Origin of the sequence: Limnoglobus roseus (assembly GCF_008254045.1) — a bacterium.
Taxonomy (GTDB): Bacteria; Planctomycetota; Planctomycetia; order Gemmatales; family Gemmataceae; genus Limnoglobus; species Limnoglobus roseus.
The window spans coordinates 4,868,819-4,887,862 of record NZ_CP042425.1 but is presented as its reverse complement, the minus strand read 5'-3'; the positions used below and the strand labels follow the sequence as shown (position 1 = coordinate 4,887,862).

Sequence of the window (19,044 nt, the reverse complement as noted above, 5' to 3'; positions counted from 1 at the left end):
CGAGGGAGAGACAGTTTTGCCCCGCCGAGATCGGGCGGGAGGTAGGCCCAACTGTTCTATGTGGAGTGCCGAAGATCGAGAATGATTGCCCCGCCGTCGTGAGTTGCGTCCTTCGACTCAATCAATAATCGTTCGCCGCAACGGGTTGGCCGTCGTTGCGGACGCAGAGCCGCATGAAGGTCGTGCCGTCCACCTCGTAGCGGATCGTGCGGACCGAGCCGTCGGCGAGCACGCCGTTGATCCCGGCGGGGTGGGCCGAGCCGAACAGATACTGGAGCGAGTCGGTCCACGGCGTCGCGCTCAGCGGCGGGGCGACGTTGATGTCCCGGACGGGCGTCCGCCACGTCGTGCCGTTCTTCAGGCTGCCCCGCATGATGTCGCCGTCGGCGAAGCCGGGACCGGCCCACGATTCGTTATCCACGAAGTCGTCAGTGCCCGGATGGCCGTTCACCAGTTTCTCGGCAACGAGGAGCGTGTTTGCCAGTCCGTCGGTCACGCCGGCCCACCGAAGTTGCCCGCCCGACGGGAACGAGTTCGCGGACCCCTTCGCCTTCACCACCGGGCCGTCTAAGGCGTCGCTCGTCACGCGCGTTCCACCGTTGCCGGCGTAGTCGCTCTTGGCATAGTTGCCGCGGTAGAGGCCCGGCGAGCGACGGCTGGGGCAGTAGTACGCGGGCACCGGGGTTGCGCGGATCGTGGCGTTGCTCGTGACGCGGTGCAGGTTCTCTTGTTCCAGGAACGGAAGGATTTCGTAAGCCCAGCCCCAATCGCGGCGGTCGGTCGGGCCGTTACCGCTGTCGTAGTTCCCGGCCGTCGGCAGGGTGGCAAGCGTGTCGTGGTAACTGTGGAACGCGAGGCCGATCTGCTTCAGGTTGTTGATGCACTTCGTGCGGGCGGCGGCCTCGCGAACTTTCTGGACGGCCGGCAACAGGAGGCCAATGAGGACGGCGATGATCGCGATGACGACGAGCAACTCGATGAGCGTGAAGCCCCGAGCAAGTCGGTACGGATGGCGAAACATGAACAAACCTTCTGAGATGAGAGCGCGTCGGACGAAGATGTGAGAGGTTTCTCATGGGGATCGTACCATCATCCCCCGAAGTGACCAAGCGAAATTCGCCCCTCGCCCTTATTTTTTCGCGAGCTTCTGCCCCGGCACGGTCGATTCCGGGGCGTTCTGGCCGCGCCACGCCCGGACCACCAAGACCCGCATCCGGCTCAGGTCAGTGTCCCCGCCGACGAACCACGCGCCGCCGACCTTGTTCGCCGGCCGTTCGGTCGGGCCGACGACCAGGAACTCGCCGGGCGAGAGCATGACGTCGAAGGTCAGCTTCGGGAACCGCTCCGCTTCCTTCTGGTCGAGCCAGGAGAAGCCGGCCCCGTCGAGCGTCGGCCGCAGCCACCCTTGTCGTTGGCCGTGCTGGGCGCGAGGCTCGAACGTGAGCCTCACCTTGCCGTTGTCGGCCGTGTTCGCGGTGACGTTGAAGGCGAACTGGGCGTTCGTCAGGTCGAGCTTGTTCGGCTCCGCCCCGATGTCGGCAACCGCCTGGAACGCGGCCTGCGTTACCGGGCCGTTAATCGGCAGAATCTTCGCCTCGGCGATGCCGACCGTCGTCTCGTTCGGCCGCACCGTGGTGCCGGTGTTGATCCGCTCCAGCAGTTCGGCCGGGGGGTTGCTCGGGAAGACGCCGACGCGCAGGCCGTTCTCAGCGAGCAGCGCGGCCGTCTCGGGCGGTAGGGGCTTCAGCGTGCTCGTCCACAGGCCGGTGGTCAGATAGGGGTCGCCGGTCGGCTGTTCGAGCAGGACCGTCCGCAGGACGAGTTTGTCCTTCGTCACCGCCGTGACCAGGCCGAAGGGGTTGTAGTTCTTGACGATGTCCTGGGCCGAGCGCTCGCCGCGGAACGGCAAACACCCGACGACCGCCGTCAGCAAGACAGCGGCCAACGCCGACCGGCACACAGCCATGATCGTCTGACCTTCCGTGGAAGACGATGTTGCAGAGGGCGAGTGATACCGCGGGGTCCGAGGGGCGTCAAGCCGGGGCGAAACGCTAGGCGTGGCCGGCGATGACGGACGGTTGCAGGATCGGGCCGAGCTCTTCGAAAAGGTGGTCGAGGATACCGGCGATGGCCCCCTCGGCCTTCGTAGTCGCCGCCGACACAAGGCGGCAGCGGTCGCGGTATGGGGCGAGCTTCCGCTTCCCGGACCGCTCCGAGAGTTGCGCCAGTAGGGTCGGTTGCAGGCCGAGCAGTTTGCCGTGCATCGCAATCAGCGGCGGGGCGAAGAGGTTCGTCACCGCCGCCACCGCCACGGCGAGGTAGTCCAGCACGAAGTCGAGTTCCGCCCGCACGCGGCTGGGGTCTTCCGCGGCGTAGGCGAGCGCCTCGTCCACGGTCAGCGATTTGTGGACCTTCGCGGACACGAGGCGGGCGAACGTGGTATCGGTGGCGACCGTTTCCAGGCAGCCGATGTTGCCGCACCCGCACTTCTCGCCGTTCAGCACAACCGTGATGTGCCCGAGTTCCCGCGGCAGGCCGATGTGCTGGCCGATCAACCGTCCGCCGACGAGGCAGCCGACGCCGAGGCCGCCGGTGTAGTCGACCACGCACAGGTCGTCGATCTGGTGAACCCGCCGCTCGCCGAGGCAGAGGGCGTCGTTCTCCTGAATGAGAACCGTCGTCAGGCCGAGGCGGTTCCGCAGGTCGCGGCTCGGCTGCTGGTCGTCGATCTGGTGAAGGTTCGGCGAGAACACTGACAGGTCACCGGTGGAGTCAATCACGCCCGGCAGACTCAGCCCGATGCCGAGGATGCGGGTGTTCGGCCGCTGCATCCACGCGCGGGCGTGCCGCTCGATTTCGGCGAGGAGGCGGCCGTAGGTGTGCGGCGTCGGGAACTGGACGAGGCTGTCGAAGTTGGGGTGGCCGTCAATGCCGCCGAGCATCATCTTGCAGAATTCCGGCTCGATCGAGACGCCGAGTACCTGCACCGCGTCAGAGGCGAGCCGCAGAATCTTCCCCGGCCGGCCGGGGCCGGAGATTTCCGCATCCGTCTCTTCGATCAGCCCGGTCCGCACGACCTGCGTAACGGCCGACGAAACCGTGGTGGGGCTAATGCCCGTGAGGCGGGCGATGTCGGCCCGCGACATCGGACCTTTCGACTTCAGCGCCTCGACGACCGCGCGCTGCGTCATCCGGCCGAGCAGTTGCGGGCGAAGGTTCGACGTGACCTCGTCGGACATGGGCACTCTCGCAGGCGATAACAGAGAACACCACCGGGGATGATTCTACGCCAAACCCTCGGCCAAGAGCATCCCGATCGTCGTCTCCATCGCCTTGACGGTCTTCGCGATGTCGGCGGCGGTGTGTTCGCAGCTCGTCATGCCAGCCGTGCCCCACCAGTCGATGCCGTTGAGCAGCATCCCTTGGCGGAGGGCGTAGACCTGCTTCATGTTCTTCGGGCCGTCGAGCGCGTTCACGTCGTTGTCGAAGGGGATGAACCCGTTGTTGACGCCGGCTACGGCGGGGCGAGGGCCAGTGAAGTTCGGCACGACGCGGACCATGCTGAACTCGCCGTAGGCCAGCCACGGCCAGGCGTTCGCGGCGAACATCACGTTCAGGTCGTTGCGGAGCTTCGTCGCCATCTCGTTCGCCACGCGGCTCGGCTCGCCCGTCGCGACACGTTTCAGGGTGGCGACGCCGGCCGACGCCGAGAGCGGGTTGGCGTTGTACGTCCCGGGGTGTTTCATCTTCGGCTTGCCGGGCCGCGGCTCGATGAACGCGAGGATATCCGCCCGGCCGGCGAGACAGCCACCGGGCAGGCCGCCGGCGAGAATCTTCGCCATCGGCGTCAGGTCGGGCGTGACGCCGTAGAAGGCTTGTGCCCCGCCGGGCGAGACGCGGAACCCGGTGATAACTTCGTCGAAGATCAGCACGCGGCCGAGACGGGTGCAAATCTCGCGAAGCCCCGCGAGGAACTCGCCGCGAATCGGCACCGCCCCCCAGTGGCCGCCGGTCGGTTCGAGAATAACCGCCCCGATGCCGTCGTCGGCCTTCAGTGTCTCCTCCACGCGGTTCAGTTCGTTCGGCGGAATCGAGACGCAGTACGCGGCCACGCCGTCCGGCACGCCGGGCACGGCCGGGGAGTCATACGGCGGGTCAGCGGCAACGGTGACGTAGTCGTGCCAGCCGTGGAAGTGGCCCTGGAACTTGAGGAACTTCGACCGGCCGGTGAACAGCCGTGACAACCGCAGGGCCATCATCGTCGCTTCCGTGCCGCTGCCGGTGAAGCGGACCCGCTCGGCCGACGGGATGAGTTTCTTGACCAGCGTTGCCCACTCGATTTCCAGGTCGTGGCACGCGCCGGGGTGGGTGCCCTTCGTCATCTGCTCTTGCACCGCCGCGACCACATCAGGTGCCGAGTGCCCCAGAATGTGCGAACCGTGGCCGACAAAGTAGTCGATCAGTTCGTGGCCCTCGACCGACCACTTCTTCGCCCCCTTCGCGTGCGAAACGTAGGGCGGGAACGGCTCCATCATCCGCGTGTCGTGCGTGACGCCGGTGGGGAACAAAGTCTTGGCGACCTCGAACCGCTCCTGCGACTTCGCGAAGGCTTGCTTGTACTGCTGAACCAGGGAAACCGGCGGCGACGACATTCGAAAACTCCTCGGTGGGGGGAGAGTTTGGTCATATCTTACCGGCAACGCGGGTGAATGGACCGAGTTCCTCCAATGTCGTCGTCACCTCCTCCCGATCCGCACGCGACGCGACCCGTCAACCCGGCCGACGCCCCCACGCACACGCTCAAGCAGGACGTCGGCGGCTCGTCCACCGAGGTCACGAAGGCCGGCCCAGAACAACTCCCGCAGCACCTATCGAGCATCCAGTTCTGGCAAGTTGGGCGGCAGGTCGGCGACTTCAACCTCCTCGCGAAACTCGGTGAGGGCGGACTCGGTACGGTCTACCTCGCCCGCCAGGTTTCGCTCGCCCGGTTGGTCGCATTGAAAGTCACCGACGCCACGGTGTCCGGCACCGGCGAAGGGTTAGCCCTCGCCGGGTTGGAACACGAGCACATCGTCAAAGTGTTCGCCGGCTTCGTGGAGCCGACGACGAAGAAGCACTGCCTCTGCTTGCAGTACGTTCCGGGCACGACGCTGGTGGCCGTCATTCGGAAACTGCACGCCGGCGGACGTCGGCCGAAGTCGGGGCAGGAAATCCTCGACGCCATCGACATACTCGCGAGTTCCGAGATCCACTTCGACCCGACGGCGCTGGCCGACCGCGGGGCGCTGGCGGACGACGACTTCTACTCCGCCGTCTGTCGGCTCGGCGAGCAAATGGCGGCGGCGCTCGCGTTCGCCCACAGCCGGGACATCCTGCACTGCGACGTGAAGCCGGGGAACATCCTGGTCACGCACTACGGTCGGCCGATGCTGGTGGACTTCAACATCTCGGTGAAGTCGGCCGACGGCGGCGCGACCCTCGGCGGGACGCCGCGGTACATGTCCCCGGAACACGTCGCCGCATTCCGGGGCGACCCGCACGACCCGGTGGACCACCGTACCGACATCTTTTCACTTGGCGTCGTCCTCTTCGAACTCGCGACCGGCGAGCGGCCGGCCAACAACAACCTGCACCTGTTCGGGGAACTGCCGCGGGAGTTGGCGTGGGTGCTGAGTCGTTGCCTGCAACACCGCCCGCAGGATCGCTACGAGTCCGGCAGCGAACTCGCGGCCGCCCTCGCCGGCGCGCGGTCGCTCATTCGCGTGCGGCACGACCTCCCGCGGCCGGGGGCACTCGGCCGGGCCGCCATCCGCTACCCACTTGTGGTGCTGCTGACACTGGCGATGATTCCGCACCTGTTCGGCTCGGTACTGAACATCACCTACAACGACGTGAAGATTCAACTGACCGACTACCAGCACGAGGTCTTCACGCGGATTGCTCTGATCTACAACGGCATTATGTACCCGATCTGCGTGGCGGCGGGGGTGGTGCTGTTGCGCCGATTTGCCCGCGACCGCCGGGCCGTTCTGAACGGCGATCCGTGTGCCCGAACCATCGACCAAGTCCGGTACGATGCCGTCCTGCTCGGGCACTTCGGCATCGCCTTCGCGCTCGTCGGGTGGCTGCCGGGCGGCGTCCTATTCCCCCTCTTGCTCGACTGGCAGGCGGGACCGCTCGACTGGCACGACTACGCCCACTTCGCAATCTCGTTCACGCTCTCCGGGCTGGTCGGCATGGTCTACAGCTACTTCGGCATCCAGTACGTGGTGCTGCGCGTCCTCTACCCGCAGCTGGGCAACCCCGACACTTTCGACCCACAGACGACGCGCGACGAACTCCGCACCGGCACGCGGTGGCTCGGGGCGTTCTTGGTGCTGGCCACGCTCATCCCACTGGCCGGGGCGATCTTCTTGATCGTACTGAACGACGCCACGATGACCCTCGGCTTCCGCATCCTCGTCACCGGGCTAATCGTCCTCGGCATGGCCGGGGTCACGGTGTTGGTCCGCGTCATGGACCGCATGGCCGCCCTGGTGGCCCCGTGGACAACCGGCGGAGCGAAACGCCACGGCAGCGCGAACTGGTCGGCCGTGTGGCGCAGCCGATAATAACACCGCCCTACCCTTCCGAAAGGAATGCTCATGTTCCGAACGGCACTTGGCCTCACCCTGACGCTCGCCGTCGCCGGTTTCGCGACGGCCGGCGAGTTCAACAAGACACTCAGCCTCGGCGACGCGGCCCCGGCGTGGAGCGACCTCGAAGGCACCGACGGCAAGAAGCACGCCCTGGCCGACCTGAAGGACAAGGACGTGGTCGTCGTGGTCTTCACCTGCAACAGCTGCCCGGTGGCCGTCGATTACGAGGACCGCATCATCGGCTTCACGAAGGCCCACGCCGCCGACACCTCGAAGGTCGCGGTGGTGGCGATCAACGTGAACACGATCAAGGAAGACTCCCTGCCCGAAATGAAGAAGCGGGCCGAGAAGAAGAAGCTGCCTTACGCCTACCTGCTCGACCCGACGCAGGAGATCGGCAAGAAGTACGGCGCGGCCTACACGCCGGAGTTCTTCGTGCTGAACAAGGACCGCAAGGTGGTCTACATGGGGTCGCTGGACGACAAGAGCAAGGCCGCCGAGGCGAAGGTGAACTACCTCGAACCGGCGGTGAAGGCAGCGTTGGAAGGCAAGAGCGTCGAGAAGGGCGAAACCCTCGCCCGCGGGTGCATGATCCGGTACACCCGCAAGGCGAAAGAGGACTGACGTTACTTCGCAGGCACGGCCGGTAGTGTGCCAGGGGGGTAGTATGGGATGCCGCCGATCAGGCCTTGTTGCGTCGGCGTCGCCATCTTCTCGGACACCAGCACGATCGTGTCGGGTTTGAACAGCTTGTGGAACTTCTCGTCCAGCGGCTTGCCGTCGCCCGACACCACTACGGTGGTGCCGGCGGCGAGTTGCTTTTTCGCCACATCCGCCGTCACGGGCTTGCCGTCGGCCGTCATCACCTCGGGCTTCACATCGTCGAAGGGTGTAGGAACGAAGGCCATCACCGTCCGCTTCCTCTCCTGATAATCGGCAACGATGTCCCCGTTCTCAGCCTTCTTGGTGACGGGGAACTTCACCGTTTCCACCCGCTTCCCCATGGCGGGCACGTGGACGACGCCCTTGTCGTCAGCCTTCAGGGAGACGAGGGTGGGCATGACGATGACGCTTTTCTCGAACCGGATGATGGGGTTAACGTAAATCGTCTTCTTTTCCGCGACGCCTTCGTTCTTGTAACCCACCACGATCGCGTCAGCGGAGAGTAGTTTCAAATACACCGGGTCCACTTCGTCACCCTCGGCGGGGGCGATCAAGACACCGCCAGCAGCCTTGAGCCGGTCATTCACTACGGCGGGCGTCAACGGCTTGTCGTCGGGCGTCTTGAAGGTCATTCCGCTTTTCTCCAGCGTCGCCCCGGACAGCACCGGACCGTCGACCTCGTGCGTGGCCGTCTCCTTGATCTGCACACCGTTCTCGGTTCTTTGGGTGGTGAATTTTTCCGTGTGCCTCTTCAGGGTTTGAATCGTTAACAACACTTGGCCCGTCCGTCCGGCCGGCAGGATGTAAATCAGCTTCGGCGGCGGACCGACCGGCGTCGTAGCCTTTGGGACGGGGGCCGCGAGAACAACGGCCGACAGGAACACGGCGGTGAACATGGGAGAGCCTCTTGAGTTGATGAGGTTACGGTATCCGGCCGGGCGAAGTGGGTACAACGAAAACCGGAGGGCGTTGGCCCTCCGGTTCGATGGTTGTCATCGATCAATACTTAGTTGTTCGGCCGCTGACGGTTGCCGCCCGGACGTTGGCCGCCTTGGCCGCCGCCGAATTGCGTCAACTTGGTCGTGTCGAACTTTTCGCCGACCAGCGTCTTCCAGGTGGTCTTCTGATCGGCGGTCAGTTCCGCCTTGACCTTGTCTTCGGCTTCCGACTTGAGCGCGTCGGCCTTCTTGCGGTAGTCGGCCAGCTTCTTCGCGTCTTCTTCCGAAGGCTGATTGTTGCCGCCTTGGCCACGGCCGCCGACGCGGGGCATGTCCTTGCGGAGTTCCGCGGAGTCCTTCTGGTAGGTCTCGGCGACCGTCTTGACCTTTTCCTTTTGGGCGTCGGTCAGCTTGAGCTTCTCTTGGACGTCTTTGTTCGAGAACGCACCGAAGCCCAGGACCTGGACGTTGATTTCGCTCAGGCGGGTCTTTTGCTTGTCGTCGAGGACGCCTTCGACGGCCTTCTTGGTTTCTTCCGAGATCTTTTCCATCTTCTCACGCATTTCCTTGCGCTGCTCGTCGGTGGCGTTTTGGCCGAAGCCGCCGCCGCTGAACAGTTCGCGTTGCTTTTCGGTGATCGGCTTCATCGCCTCTTCGACCTTCTTCTTTTGCTCGTCGGTCACCTTGAGTTCGTCTTGCAGAACCTTGTTGGTGGCCACGAGGCGATAAGCAGAACCGCCGCCGAAGCCGCCGCCCATGCCGAAGCCGCCACCAGCGCCACCGCCGCCCGGACGCTGGGCCAGGGCCGAACCGGCAACCGCAGCCGCGAACGAGAGGGACAGCACTAAACGAAGAATGAATTTCATGACGCACCTCGGAGAGCTACCAACCGAGAATTCGGGATACCCGCCCGGTCTCGGCTGGTGATTGAATTGTTGCGGGTATGATGCACTTTTGGCAGTGAAAAGGAAATGAGAGAATGAGAAACTTCCAGAAATGACGCCGCCGCGGCGAATCAGCCGCGGCGGCGGGGTAATCATCGGGGCATCGGAACTCTTACGGGCGAACGGTCTTCGGCTGTGCCGCCGCGCCGGGGGCACCCGGACCGCCGGGGGCACCCGGACCCGCCTTCGGAGCGGCCGCGTTCACTTGCTTGAACTGCCAGCCGTCTTTCTTGTCCGGCATCACCGCGACGAACTGCTCCTTCTTGATGCCGGCGTGGTTGATCTTCGGTTCCTTGAAGGTCCACTGTTCCACTTCTTGGCCGCCGTTCTTGCTCATCATGACCACGGCCGGCAGGTAGTCCCACCCTCGGTCGGCGAGCTTGCCGCTGTACAGCACCAGCAGCATCGTGTCGAACTCTTGCTTGTCGCGGTCGAGCTTCGGGGTGATCTTGATGTGCGTGTAGTGGTCTTCTTCCTTCTCCAATTTCAGGTCGAACCGCTGCTGCACGTCGTTGGCCGTCATCGACCCGGACATGAACTCCATCAACAAGTTATCGCCGACGCCGCCCTTGCCGCCGGGCGGGATCGCGTACTGACTGATCATCTTCTCGCGGCCGTCGTACTCGTACACGGCTTTGCCGTCGGCGATGTACGCCTTGTAGTCGGTCTTGTCGGCCTTGTTGTCGATCCGCATGCGGGCGAGGTTCGGCTTCATGCACATCAGCGTGCCGGTGTACGTCGTCTCGCGGCGGCGGATCGTTTCCTTCCGCACGAACTCGCAGTCGGCGTAGTACGTGTTGACGCTCGCGGATTTCTTTTCCCAGGCCGTGAGGTGCGCTTGCAGCGCGGGTGGCAGGGCCACGTTTGCGGCGGGAACGGTCGCGCTAGTGGCGCGGCCGGGTGCGGCGGGTGTTTGTGCGAGGGCGGCCGGGCCTGCCGCGAGGAGGGCGGAGAAAACAATTCCGGCTCGACGCATGGCGAACTCTCCTGACTCAGTCCGGGCGAGCGATACACCATCCTAACCGTGGCCCGCCCCAAGATTGCGGCCTTATACCCCGCCCCCGCCGCCGCGCGAAGGCCAACCGCGCGAAGTTGGGCGGGTTGCAGCGGCCGGTCGGGGTTGCACGCCGGTTCGCGGTTGCGGTACCCTCGGCGTCACGACTTCTGAGAGTTCACCGATCATGCGTTGTCTCGTTACCGGCGCGGCCGGGTTCATCGGCTCCCACCTCTGCGAACGGCTGATCGCCGACGGCCACACCGTCCGCGGCGTCGATTGCTTCACCGACTACTACCCCCGGCCGGTGAAAGAGCGGAATCTGGCGAACCTGCGCGGCCACGCGCAGTTCACCCTCCACGAGTTCGACCTGGCCGACGGTGTGCCGACGGCGGCCGTGGACGGCGTCGAGTGGCTGTTCCACATTGCCGCGATGCCGGGGCTGAACAAGAGCTGGACGCACTTCGACGAGTACAACCGCTGCAACCTCGTCGCCACGCACCGACTCCTGGAGAGCGTGAAGGAATCGAAGACGCTGAAGAAGCTGATCTACGCGAGCACGAGCAGCGTCTACGGTAAGTACGCGAGCGGCGACGAGACGCTGCCGACGAAGCCGAGTTCGCCCTACGGCATCACGAAGCTGTCTGGCGAACAACTCTGCCGCGTCTACGGCGACGAGTTCGGCGTGCCCACGGTGGTCTTGCGTTTCTTCAGCGTCTACGGCCCTCGGCAGCGGCCGGAGATGGGCATTCACCAGTTCATCAACGCCGTGCTGACCGGCCGGCCGATCAAGTTGACCGGCGACGGCTTGCACGTCCGCGGCAACACGTTCGTCCACGACTGCGTGGACGCCGTGGTGAAATCGACGGCCGCGATGACCGGCGAAACCTTCAACCTCGGCGGCGGCGAACTCGTCACGGTGCTGGACACGATTCGCAAGATCGAGCGCCTCAGCGGCAGGGCCGCGACCATCGAACGCCACCCGCCGCGGAAGGGCGATCAATTCGCGACCGGGGCCGACGTGGGCAAGTTGTTCAAGCACGTCGGCTGGAAGCCGACGACGAGCATGGACGACGGGTTGGCCCAACAGATCGAATGGCAGAAGACTCTGCTCTGATTCTCACCGGGGGCACGGATGCTCGATTTTCTGAACCGACACGTTCTGCAACCGCTCGCGGCGGCGCGGGCGGGTAGCAAGCACCTGCACTACCTCCGCCACCTGCGGCAGACGCAGTTCGATTCGCCGGACGTGGTGCGTGCCCGGCAATTGGTCATGCTGAAGGCAGTGCTCCGCCACGCCTACGCGACGGTGCCGTTCTACCAGCGGACGTGGGACGAAGCCGACGTTCACCCGAACGACGTGCGAGACTTCGCCGACCTGGAAGCCTTTCCGATCGTCACCAAAACCGATTTGCGAAAGCACGAGCGCGAGTTCCTCTCGACCGCGTACCACGGCCAGAAGTTGGTGACGAAGCGCACCTCGGGTTCAACCGGCGTGCCGTTGACGATCCGCCTGGACGAACCCGGCAAGCAGTGGAAGTACGCCTGCACGCTCCGCAGCGACGAGTGGTCCGGCTGGCGGCTCGGCCAGCGCGTCGCGAAGGTGTGGGGCAACCCGGAGTATCGGCACTTCGGCTGGCGGGGGCAACTCCGCAATTGGCTGCTGGAACGGGCCGTTTACCTCGACACGATCCACCTCACCGACGACCGCATCCGCGAGTTCGCGACCACGATTCGCCGCCAACGGCCGGGCCTTCTCTTCGGCCACGCCCACTCGCTGTTCCTGCTCGCGGACAAGCTGAAGCAGGACGGCATCACCGACATCCGCCCGCACGGCATCGTCTCGACGGCCATGCCCCTCCACGCCTGGCAGCGCAAGACAATCGAGGAAGTCTTTGGCGTGAGTGCCACCGACCGCTACGGCTGCGAAGAAACGAGCCTGATCGCCTGCGAGTGCGAGAAACACCAGGGGTTGCACCTCAACGCCGATTCGATCTTCGCGGAGGTGGAGAGCGCGCAAAAGCCTACCCATCGCGACGGGTGGGCTTTGACCGGCCCCCTGCTCGTGACCGACCTCGCGAACTTCGCCATGCCCCTCATCCGCTACCGCAACGGCGACCACGTCACGCTCACGGATCGCGTCTGTGCCTGCGGCCGCGGGTTGCCGCTCGTTGAGAAAGTCGAAGGCCGTGACGCCGACTACGTTGTCACGCCGACCGGATCGCTCATCTCCGGCATCTCGCTCACGGAAAACTTCGCTCTGCTGATCGACGGCACCGCCCAGGTGCAAATCATTCAGGAAGAAGTCACGCTCCTGCGCCTGCGAATCGTCCCCGGCGAAGCCTTCGGCCCGATCAGCCGGCAGCAGATCGCGAACCTCGTCGCCGACACGTTCGGCCCGACAATGCGGCACGACATCGAACTCGTGGACGCGATCCCGCAGGAGCCGAGCGGTAAGTACCGCTTCTGCGTGTCGAAGGTCGCCCCCCAGCACGCCCGGGCGCTCGTCGCATGAAGCCGCACGTTTCCGTGGTCATGGCCGCGAAGAACTACGCCCGATTCCTGCCGGCGGCGGTCGAGTCGGTGTTCGCGCAGACTGTCGCCGATTGGGAACTCGTCATCATCGACGACGGCTCGACGGACGAAACGCCGACGGTCGTGAAGCCGTTCCTGAGTGACGCTCGCGTGCGGTACGTTCGCTCCGACAAGCTCGGCCAACCGCGGGCGAAGAACCTCGGCATTCAACTCGGCCGCGGCGACGTGATCGCGTTCCTCGACGCCGACGATGCGTGGCAACCGACGAAGTTGGAGCAGCAACTCGCCCTACTGCGAGACGATGTCGGCGTGGTCTTCTGCGGCCGCGAATTGATCGACGAATCGGGGAAGCCACTGGCGAAACAACCGGCCCCGAACCCGCCGACCGGCCGCGTGATGGACAAGATGTTCGTGCAGAACTTCGTCTGTTTCTCGTCCGCAATGGTCCGCCGCCAAGTCTTCGATCACGTCGGCAGTTTCGACCCGCAGTGGGACCTGGCCATCGACTTCGACCTGTGGCTGCGGGTGGCGAAGCACTACTCGTTCGCCTACGTGCCGGAACCGCTGGTGCTCTACCGCACCGGCCACGGCAACCTCTCGCAAAAGCTCTCCGACCGTGTAGCCACGGCCTTCTCGATCATGCACCGCCACCGGCACGCCGTCTCGCGTGAAGCGGTCGCGGAAGGTTACGGATCGACGGCCTGCACGATGGGCTGGGTGCTGCGCGCCGCCGAACCGCGGACGGCCTTCGGCTGGTACTGGCAGGCGTTCCAGTGGCCGACCCGCCGGTGGGAGTCGGCGAAGGGGATGCTGGTGTCGATCCTGAACGTGACCCGCGGCCGGCAGGTCGCAACGGCGGCCGAGAACCTGTCGGTAAACGTGTAGTTATTCCCAGTACTGTTCCCAGTCGCTGGCGAACGCGGCTTTCAACCGTTGCATAAAGGCGTTCGTCTTGATCTTCGCCATCCAGACGTCGGCTCCCTTACCGCCCTTACACACGACCCCCTCGGCCACGGCATACTTCCCAGCGCGAACGTCTTCGGTGAATTTGCCCATGAACCGCCCCTCGTAGACGACCCGCGCGACCGGCAACGAGCCGAAAAGTTCGCGGAACGCCCACGGATCGTAAAAGCCGGTTCCCACGGCGAACACGTCGATCAGAACTAATCGCTTCGGGTCATCCGCCTTGTGCAGGCCGGCAAACGAGTTCGCACCGAGAAATTCGGTGAACGCCACGAAGGCTTCACCTTGTGACTGGAGAATCGGGGTCAGCCGTTCCGCAAACTGTTCTTGAAAGATGCCCGTGGCCTCGCCGAGTGCCGTGTGCTTCGCCCGAAAATCGGCGAAGCCGGCCGGCGTCATCGGGTAACTGGCGCTTCGGGTTCCGAAGTCGTGCCAACCGTGGTCCCGGTGCCATTCCCAGTGCAGGTTTGTGCCGTCGTACTTCTCGAACGCGAGGCACTTTTCCAGTTTGCCGCCGGCCGGACCGGGCATCTTTGGATAGCGGAACATAACCCCCTCGCGGTTTTCAGGCCATTGACTAAGACAATCTTCCAGGTCTGACACCACCGCCCCCTCCGAGGTTCTCGACATGGATTGGCTTCCCACCATTACCGCCGGGTTCGAAACCATAGACGCCGACAAGGCCCTCAAAGCGAAGGCCGCCCAGAACCTCGTCACGTGGCTCACCCACGCCGACTTCGCCGCCTACCGGCCACAGTTGGAGAAGTTGATCGAACAAAAAAAGTGGTCGGTCCTGCTCGACTCCTTCTATCAGGTGATGCCGTTCGGCACCGGCGGGCGGCGCGGGGCGGTGGGCATCGGGCCGAATCGCATGAACCTGTGGACCCTCGGCGCGAGCGTGCAGGGGCACTGTGATTACCTGAAGGCCAAGTTCCCCGCCCTGTCGGAACTGCACGTCGTCCTCGCCTTCGACGTGCGACAGTTCGAGGACAAGCGCGGCGTCTACGATTCCAGCTTGCCGAACCCCGTGCTGCACCTGACCAGCCGCGAATTCTGCCAGCACGCAGCCGGGGTGTACGCGGCCAACGGCGTTCACTCGCACATCCTCGCCCCGGACAGCAAGAAGTACGTCGCCACGCCGGAACTGTCGTGGACGATCCGGTACTTGAAGGCCCACGGCGGCCTGAACATGACGGCCAGCCACAACCCGCCCGACGACAACGGCAGCAAGTTCTACGACGAGCGCGGCGCGCAGCCGGTGCCGCCGGAAGACCAACTGATGAGCGAGTTCGTGGACCGGGCCGAGTCGATCAAGTTCGTGCCGTTCGCCGATGCGGCGAAGAACGGGAAGGTCCACTTCCTCGACGACGCGCCACACCGGGCGTACATCGAGTTGTCGCGCAAGCAGGCGATCATCCCGCCGCCGCGGGCCGGTGAAATTCGCGTGGTGTTCAGCCCGCTGCACGGCGTCGGCGGCTTCTGCGCCGGCGAAACCCTGGAAGCGGCCGGGTACAAGTATATCCCGGTGCCGGAACAGAACGACCCGAACGGCCAGTTCCCGAACGTGACGAAGACGCCGAACCCGGAAGTGCCAGAGTGCCTCGACCGGGCCGAGCGCGTCGCGACGGAGCAACAAGCCGACATCTTGCTCGCCACCGACCCGGACGCCGACCGCATCGGCGGCAAGGTCAACACGCAGGCCGACGGCAAGGGCGGCTACCGTTACCTGACCGGCAACGAGATTTGCTCGCTGCTCGCCCACTTCAAACTCTCACAACTCTCGACCGCGGGCGACCTGCCGCCGTCGCCGTTGGTCATCACCACGGAAGTCAGCACCGGCCAACAAACGCGGATCGCCCGCCACTTCGGGGCGCAGATCATCAACGATTTGCTCGTCGGCTTCAAATACCACGCGGACGTGTTGCACCAACTCGACACCACCGGGCAGTTCGGCGACATCAAGGCGACCCCGGCCGACTTCATCATCGGCACCGAGGAGAGCCACGGCATCATCACGACGCCACAGTTGCGGGACAAGGACTCGGCCGGGGCCGTGCTGTTGCTCGCGGAGTTGGCCCTGTCCCAGAAGCGCAAGGGCGAGACGGTCGTGAGCTACCTCGACGCGATCAACCGCCAATTCGGCTACTTCCGCAACGAGGTGGTGAACATCGTCATGACCGGCATTGAAGGCAAGATCAACATGACGAAGATGCTCGACACCTTCCGCACGAACCCGCCGAAAGAGATCGGCGGCGTGCCGGTCGCGAGCTTCGAAGACCTGCGCGACGAGAACGGCCGCATGGGGCCGTTCAAGGGCGAGACCGACAAGGCCGCGCGGAACTTCTTGATCTTCCGCCTCGCGGCACAGAACGGCATCTCCGCGAAGGTCTGCCTCCGCCCGAGCGGCACCGAGCCGAAGGCGAAGGCGTACATCGAAACGAGTTGCGAGCCCTTCAAGGTCGGCTCAACGCAAGCCCAGTGGGACGCGACGTGCAAGAACGTCGACGCGGAGATTCAGAAGCTCGCGACGAGCTTCCTGACGACGGCCCTCGCAACCGTTGGCCAGACGCCGAAGCCGGGTGAGGACAAGTTGAGCCGATGACTCCGACTTTTGGAACCCAGAGCGGAAGCGACGGACTGTCCTCACACCCCGTCGCTTCCGCTCTGGGTTCCAAAGAACATGCCCTACCGACATCGCACCGGAAACTGAACACAATTACACTTCATCCAAATCCCAACTTTGGACGAGGTGTTGCCATGACCAACAGTGTGAAAGCCATCACGGAAGCCCTGTCGGCTCCGTTCGACCACAAAGAAGTGAAGTTCAAACCGCAAGTCGTGAAGGGCAACCGCGCGATGGCGCTGGCCTACATCGACGCGCGGATGATCGAAGACCGGCTCGACGACGTTCTCGGCGTGGCCGGGTGGCAGGATGAGTACGAGACACTGGCCGACGGGTCGGTCGTCTGCCGCCTGCGGCTCAAGATCGACGGCGAGTGGGTAACGAAAATGGACGTCGGCTCGCCGAGCGAACAACCCGACGGCGGCGACCGCATGAAGGCGGCGTTCTCGGACGCGTTGAAACGAGCGGCGGTGAAATTCGGCATCGGCCGATACTTGTACCGCTTGCCGGTGACGTGGGCCGAATACGACCCGATGAAGAAGCAATTCACCCAGGCACCACAACTTCCTGCATTCGCGCTGCCGAAGCCGAAAGCAAAATCGAAAGAAGAACCGTCAAAATCGGCACTACCCGCCGACGGACAAGAACTGCACCAGCGGCTCAAGGATTACGACGCAAAACTGGCCGCTCAGAAACTTTGCAACGTCGGCTCCCTGCTCACGTTTGTCGCTCAGGCGGGAGAAGAGGCGGGCTTCGGGCCAGACCTGACGACCTGGGCCGGCCCGGCGATTCCGTTGGCCGTCGCGAAAGTCAAAGAATTTGAAACGCAACTCCGGGCGATGAAGCCGGGGCAAAAGAGCGTGGCATGACGCCACTGTTGGGGGTGCCCGGTGCGGAAGGTTTCCGCACCGGGTCTCCGAAAGCCCCTGCTTAATCGCCTTTTCTGAACCCACTCCTTCTCCATCGCCGCGGGGTCGGAAGCGTAGGCTCCTTCCGACTCGGAAAAAGAGACTACAGCAGTCAGCGGAAACGTGGAAGAGAAATCCCCGAGAAAAGAGGACTACTACGGCAGAGTTGCTGTAGGAGAGTCGGGGAAACCTACGCGATCACCGTCTTCGACTTCGAAGAGATCGCTGGAGGCGGGGCCTCCCCAGTTCGTAAACGTCATCGCCCGAGCCGTCGCCCACTCCCTCGGGATTCCCCGCTGGGACGGCTTCGCCCTCCCCACGCCGCCTCGCCCTGCGGGGGTGGTTGATCCTGCCGCTCGGCGTCCCCCCGCCAACGCCCTCGGCGAAGGAGACCCAGGGCGGGGACTGGGTCCCCGCCCGCTCCTACTCCCACTCCCCGAAGAAGCCGACGCCCGCGAAGGCTTCTCAGAAGGAGGGGGCGGGGCCTCCCCGCCGACCCCCCTTCAACTTCGACTCCCTCGCCTACGCCCTCGCCCCCTCGCTACTGTGGGTGAGGGTTGGCCGTTGGCGACTCTCCCCGCTCCGCCCACCCATTCCCCGAGCGGAGACTTCGGGGCGGGGTGTCCCCGCCCCGCCTACGCCCTCTTCGACCCCTCTTCCTCGCCTTCGCGGTCGCCGAGGGAGTCGCCGAAGGGCCGATTTCGCAGATTCGAATCTGAGGAGATTCTCAAGAGCCTGGATTATCCTAGACGCCTTCCCCATCGCTTCTTGCGTCGCAATAACAGTATTATCACTATCATCACTCGATTAGTGATGATAATCTCCCCTTAGGCGTCATCTCCGAAGTAGGCGAGGCGAGGGACGGCCGCCGTCCCCCCAGACCCCTCTGGCGTCTCCTACGGCTCCGCTAGGGGGCCGATCTCCCCTCGCCTGCCCCCAGGGCTGGCCTCCCCCCGCCCTCGCCTATCGCGATCCTATCGCTTCCCAGAGGGTTCCCAGAAGCCTCAGAATCACCCTCTGAATCGCCGACTTCGACGCCTCGCGTCAGCGAGGGACCCCCATCCACAGAACCTACCCCGGCGACGCTGACCCTGTCAGCGTCGCCCTCACCCAACCCTTCTCGTAACCTCACCCCCGAGTCTCCGATGCCGACCATCCACCACCTCCACGCCGACGCCCGCGACTTGACCCAGCCCGCGAACGAGCGGGCCGCCCTCCGCAAACGGGTCTTCGATCTCGTCCGCGGCAAGGCGAAGAAGGCAGCGAGGTCCCCTCGCCCCCTACCCTCGCCGACGCCCTCGGCGACGGCGACGCCGAAGGAGCTGCCGCAGGTGACGGCGGAGTCGATCTCCCCGCGGCAGCTCCGCCGACTCGGACCGCGACTCGCGCTCGCGCGGTTCAACCGCAATCGCCGAGGGCCGCAAGAGCCGATCCGCCTCGCAAGGGTAGCGGCGACGGAGCCGACGCCGCCTTCGCCCGAGGTCCTCGACGCCCTCGGGGTCTTGATCGCCGCCTCCGACGGGGGCCGCGTCTTGGGCGACGCCGAGGTGATCGAGCGGGCGAAGGCGATTTGGACGACCATTCAGGGCGTTGAAGACGAAGGGGGCGGGGGCGGGGCCGCCCCCGCCGACGCGACGGATCTCGACGACCTCTTTAGGGTGGCCGTGGCGATGAAGAAGAAGGGGCTGGGAGTGGAGTACCCGGCCCCGCCCGATCCGGCGGTGGCTGAAGAGGCCGCGAAGGCGATGAAGCGGGCGGGGTTCCGACGGGACCCGTCGCCGAAGGGGCTGGAGCGGTGGGTTCCGATGGGGCGGTAGCCGGCCCCACCCTTCTCCTCG

Annotated in this window: 16 protein-coding genes; 8 read left to right on the top strand and 8 right to left on the bottom strand. The window is 64.8% G+C overall.

From position 1 onward, the window contains the following. Positions 1-121 precede the first annotated feature (121 nt). From PX52LOC_RS20385 to PX52LOC_RS20370, 4 genes are all read right to left on the bottom strand, one after another. Entirely contained in the window at positions 122-1,021 is a 900-nt protein-coding gene (locus tag PX52LOC_RS20385; protein ID WP_149111822.1) for a DUF1559 domain-containing protein, read from the bottom strand. A gap of 108 nt (positions 1,022-1,129) precedes the next feature. After that, complete coding sequence (locus PX52LOC_RS20380) at positions 1,130-1,966, bottom strand: hypothetical protein (protein WP_149111821.1); 837 nt, start codon at positions 1,964-1,966, stop codon at positions 1,130-1,132. Between the two features lie 85 nt (positions 1,967-2,051). Next, on the bottom strand, positions 2,052-3,239 hold the full coding sequence (locus tag PX52LOC_RS20375) for an ROK family transcriptional regulator (RefSeq protein WP_149111820.1): 1,188 nt from the start codon (positions 3,237-3,239) through the stop codon (positions 2,052-2,054). A 45-nt stretch (positions 3,240-3,284) separates the two neighbouring features. Then, the gene (locus PX52LOC_RS20370) at positions 3,285-4,652 is read right to left on the bottom strand and encodes an aspartate aminotransferase family protein (protein ID WP_149111819.1); all 1,368 of its coding nucleotides are present in this window, start codon (positions 4,650-4,652) and stop codon (positions 3,285-3,287) included. A gap of 75 nt (positions 4,653-4,727) precedes the next feature. On the opposite strand from PX52LOC_RS20370, the gene PX52LOC_RS20365 reads away from it, so the two are divergent. Continuing rightward, positions 4,728-6,611: a serine/threonine-protein kinase gene (locus PX52LOC_RS20365; protein WP_168219107.1), complete on the top strand. Its 1,884-nt coding sequence runs from the start codon at positions 4,728-4,730 to the stop codon at positions 6,609-6,611. A 33-nt stretch (positions 6,612-6,644) separates the two neighbouring features. Next, positions 6,645-7,262, top strand: a complete 618-nt coding sequence (locus tag PX52LOC_RS20360; protein WP_149111817.1) for a thioredoxin family protein — start codon at positions 6,645-6,647, stop codon at positions 7,260-7,262. A gap of 2 nt (positions 7,263-7,264) precedes the next feature. On the opposite strand, the gene PX52LOC_RS20355 is transcribed toward PX52LOC_RS20360, so the two are convergent. The 3 genes from PX52LOC_RS20355 to PX52LOC_RS20345 all read right to left on the bottom strand — a co-directional run bounded on the left by PX52LOC_RS20355 (position 7,265) and on the right by PX52LOC_RS20345 (position 10,159). Further along, the gene (locus PX52LOC_RS20355) at positions 7,265-8,197 is read right to left on the bottom strand and encodes a hypothetical protein (RefSeq protein ID WP_149111816.1); all 933 of its coding nucleotides are present in this window, start codon (positions 8,195-8,197) and stop codon (positions 7,265-7,267) included. A gap of 110 nt (positions 8,198-8,307) precedes the next feature. Next, complete coding sequence (locus PX52LOC_RS20350; RefSeq protein ID WP_168219106.1) at positions 8,308-9,105, bottom strand: Spy/CpxP family protein refolding chaperone; 798 nt, start codon at positions 9,103-9,105, stop codon at positions 8,308-8,310. Positions 9,106-9,295: 190 nt separating this feature from the next. Beyond that, complete coding sequence (locus PX52LOC_RS20345; RefSeq protein ID WP_149111814.1) at positions 9,296-10,159, bottom strand: TIGR03009 domain-containing protein; 864 nt, start codon at positions 10,157-10,159, stop codon at positions 9,296-9,298. Positions 10,160-10,364: 205 nt separating this feature from the next. Here PX52LOC_RS20345 and PX52LOC_RS20340 point away from each other — a divergent pair, with 205 nt between their 5' ends. Genes PX52LOC_RS20340 through PX52LOC_RS20330 form a run of 3 tightly spaced genes read left to right on the top strand, consistent with a single transcriptional unit; the run spans position 10,365 to position 13,597 of the window. Then, positions 10,365-11,294, top strand: coding sequence for an NAD-dependent epimerase/dehydratase family protein (locus PX52LOC_RS20340; protein ID WP_149111813.1), 930 nt, complete (start codon positions 10,365-10,367; stop codon positions 11,292-11,294). Positions 11,295-11,312: 18 nt separating this feature from the next. Continuing rightward, positions 11,313-12,692: a phenylacetate--CoA ligase family protein gene (locus tag PX52LOC_RS20335; RefSeq protein WP_149111812.1), complete on the top strand. Its 1,380-nt coding sequence runs from the start codon at positions 11,313-11,315 to the stop codon at positions 12,690-12,692. After that, positions 12,689-13,597: a glycosyltransferase family 2 protein gene (locus PX52LOC_RS20330; protein ID WP_149111811.1), complete on the top strand. Its 909-nt coding sequence runs from the start codon at positions 12,689-12,691 to the stop codon at positions 13,595-13,597. Before PX52LOC_RS20335 ends, PX52LOC_RS20330 begins: the two co-directional genes overlap by 4 nt. Here PX52LOC_RS20330 and PX52LOC_RS20325 read toward each other — a convergent pair whose 3' ends face one another. Next, positions 13,598-14,224: an RNA ligase family protein gene (locus PX52LOC_RS20325; RefSeq protein ID WP_149111810.1), complete on the bottom strand. Its 627-nt coding sequence runs from the start codon at positions 14,222-14,224 to the stop codon at positions 13,598-13,600. It lies immediately after the preceding gene. Between the two features lie 79 nt (positions 14,225-14,303). Here PX52LOC_RS20325 and PX52LOC_RS20320 point away from each other — a divergent pair, with 79 nt between their 5' ends. The 3 genes from PX52LOC_RS20320 to PX52LOC_RS20310 all read left to right on the top strand — a co-directional run bounded on the left by PX52LOC_RS20320 (position 14,304) and on the right by PX52LOC_RS20310 (position 19,023). Then, complete coding sequence (locus PX52LOC_RS20320; RefSeq protein ID WP_149111809.1) at positions 14,304-16,277, top strand: phospho-sugar mutase; 1,974 nt, start codon at positions 14,304-14,306, stop codon at positions 16,275-16,277. A gap of 155 nt (positions 16,278-16,432) precedes the next feature. Next, on the top strand, positions 16,433-17,167 hold the full coding sequence (locus PX52LOC_RS20315) for a Rad52/Rad22 family DNA repair protein (protein ID WP_149111808.1): 735 nt from the start codon (positions 16,433-16,435) through the stop codon (positions 17,165-17,167). Positions 17,168-18,351: 1,184 nt separating this feature from the next. Next, entirely contained in the window at positions 18,352-19,023 is a 672-nt protein-coding gene (locus tag PX52LOC_RS20310) for a hypothetical protein (protein ID WP_149111807.1), read from the top strand. The last annotated feature ends 21 nt before the right edge of the window (positions 19,024-19,044 follow it).

Excerpts from the sequence above, each read along its gene's own strand:
- PX52LOC_RS20375 (WP_149111820.1), bottom strand. The coding sequence starts at position 3,239 with ATGTCCGACGAGGTCACGTCGAACCTTCGCCCGCAACTGCTCGGCCGG.
- PX52LOC_RS20335 (WP_149111812.1), top strand. The coding sequence starts at position 11,313 with ATGCTCGATTTTCTGAACCGACACGTTCTGCAACCGCTCGCGGCGGCG.
- PX52LOC_RS20380 (WP_149111821.1), bottom strand. The coding sequence starts at position 1,966 with ATGGCTGTGTGCCGGTCGGCGTTGGCCGCTGTCTTGCTGACGGCGGTC.
- PX52LOC_RS20370 (WP_149111819.1), bottom strand. The coding sequence starts at position 4,652 with ATGTCGTCGCCGCCGGTTTCCCTGGTTCAGCAGTACAAGCAAGCCTTC.
- PX52LOC_RS20320 (WP_149111809.1), top strand. The coding sequence starts at position 14,304 with ATGGATTGGCTTCCCACCATTACCGCCGGGTTCGAAACCATAGACGCC.
- PX52LOC_RS20385 (WP_149111822.1), bottom strand. The coding sequence starts at position 1,021 with ATGTTTCGCCATCCGTACCGACTTGCTCGGGGCTTCACGCTCATCGAG.
- PX52LOC_RS20360 (WP_149111817.1), top strand. The coding sequence starts at position 6,645 with ATGTTCCGAACGGCACTTGGCCTCACCCTGACGCTCGCCGTCGCCGGT.
- PX52LOC_RS20325 (WP_149111810.1), bottom strand. The coding sequence starts at position 14,224 with ATGTTCCGCTATCCAAAGATGCCCGGTCCGGCCGGCGGCAAACTGGAA.
- PX52LOC_RS20345 (WP_149111814.1), bottom strand. The coding sequence starts at position 10,159 with ATGCGTCGAGCCGGAATTGTTTTCTCCGCCCTCCTCGCGGCAGGCCCG.
- PX52LOC_RS20340 (WP_149111813.1), top strand. The coding sequence starts at position 10,365 with ATGCGTTGTCTCGTTACCGGCGCGGCCGGGTTCATCGGCTCCCACCTC.
- PX52LOC_RS20315 (WP_149111808.1), top strand. The coding sequence starts at position 16,433 with ATGACCAACAGTGTGAAAGCCATCACGGAAGCCCTGTCGGCTCCGTTC.
- PX52LOC_RS20330 (WP_149111811.1), top strand. The coding sequence starts at position 12,689 with ATGAAGCCGCACGTTTCCGTGGTCATGGCCGCGAAGAACTACGCCCGA.
- PX52LOC_RS20350 (WP_168219106.1), bottom strand. The coding sequence starts at position 9,105 with ATGAAATTCATTCTTCGTTTAGTGCTGTCCCTCTCGTTCGCGGCTGCG.
- PX52LOC_RS20310 (WP_149111807.1), top strand. The coding sequence starts at position 18,352 with ATGCCGACCATCCACCACCTCCACGCCGACGCCCGCGACTTGACCCAG.
- PX52LOC_RS20355 (WP_149111816.1), bottom strand. The coding sequence starts at position 8,197 with ATGTTCACCGCCGTGTTCCTGTCGGCCGTTGTTCTCGCGGCCCCCGTC.
- PX52LOC_RS20365 (WP_168219107.1), top strand. The coding sequence starts at position 4,728 with ATGTCGTCGTCACCTCCTCCCGATCCGCACGCGACGCGACCCGTCAAC.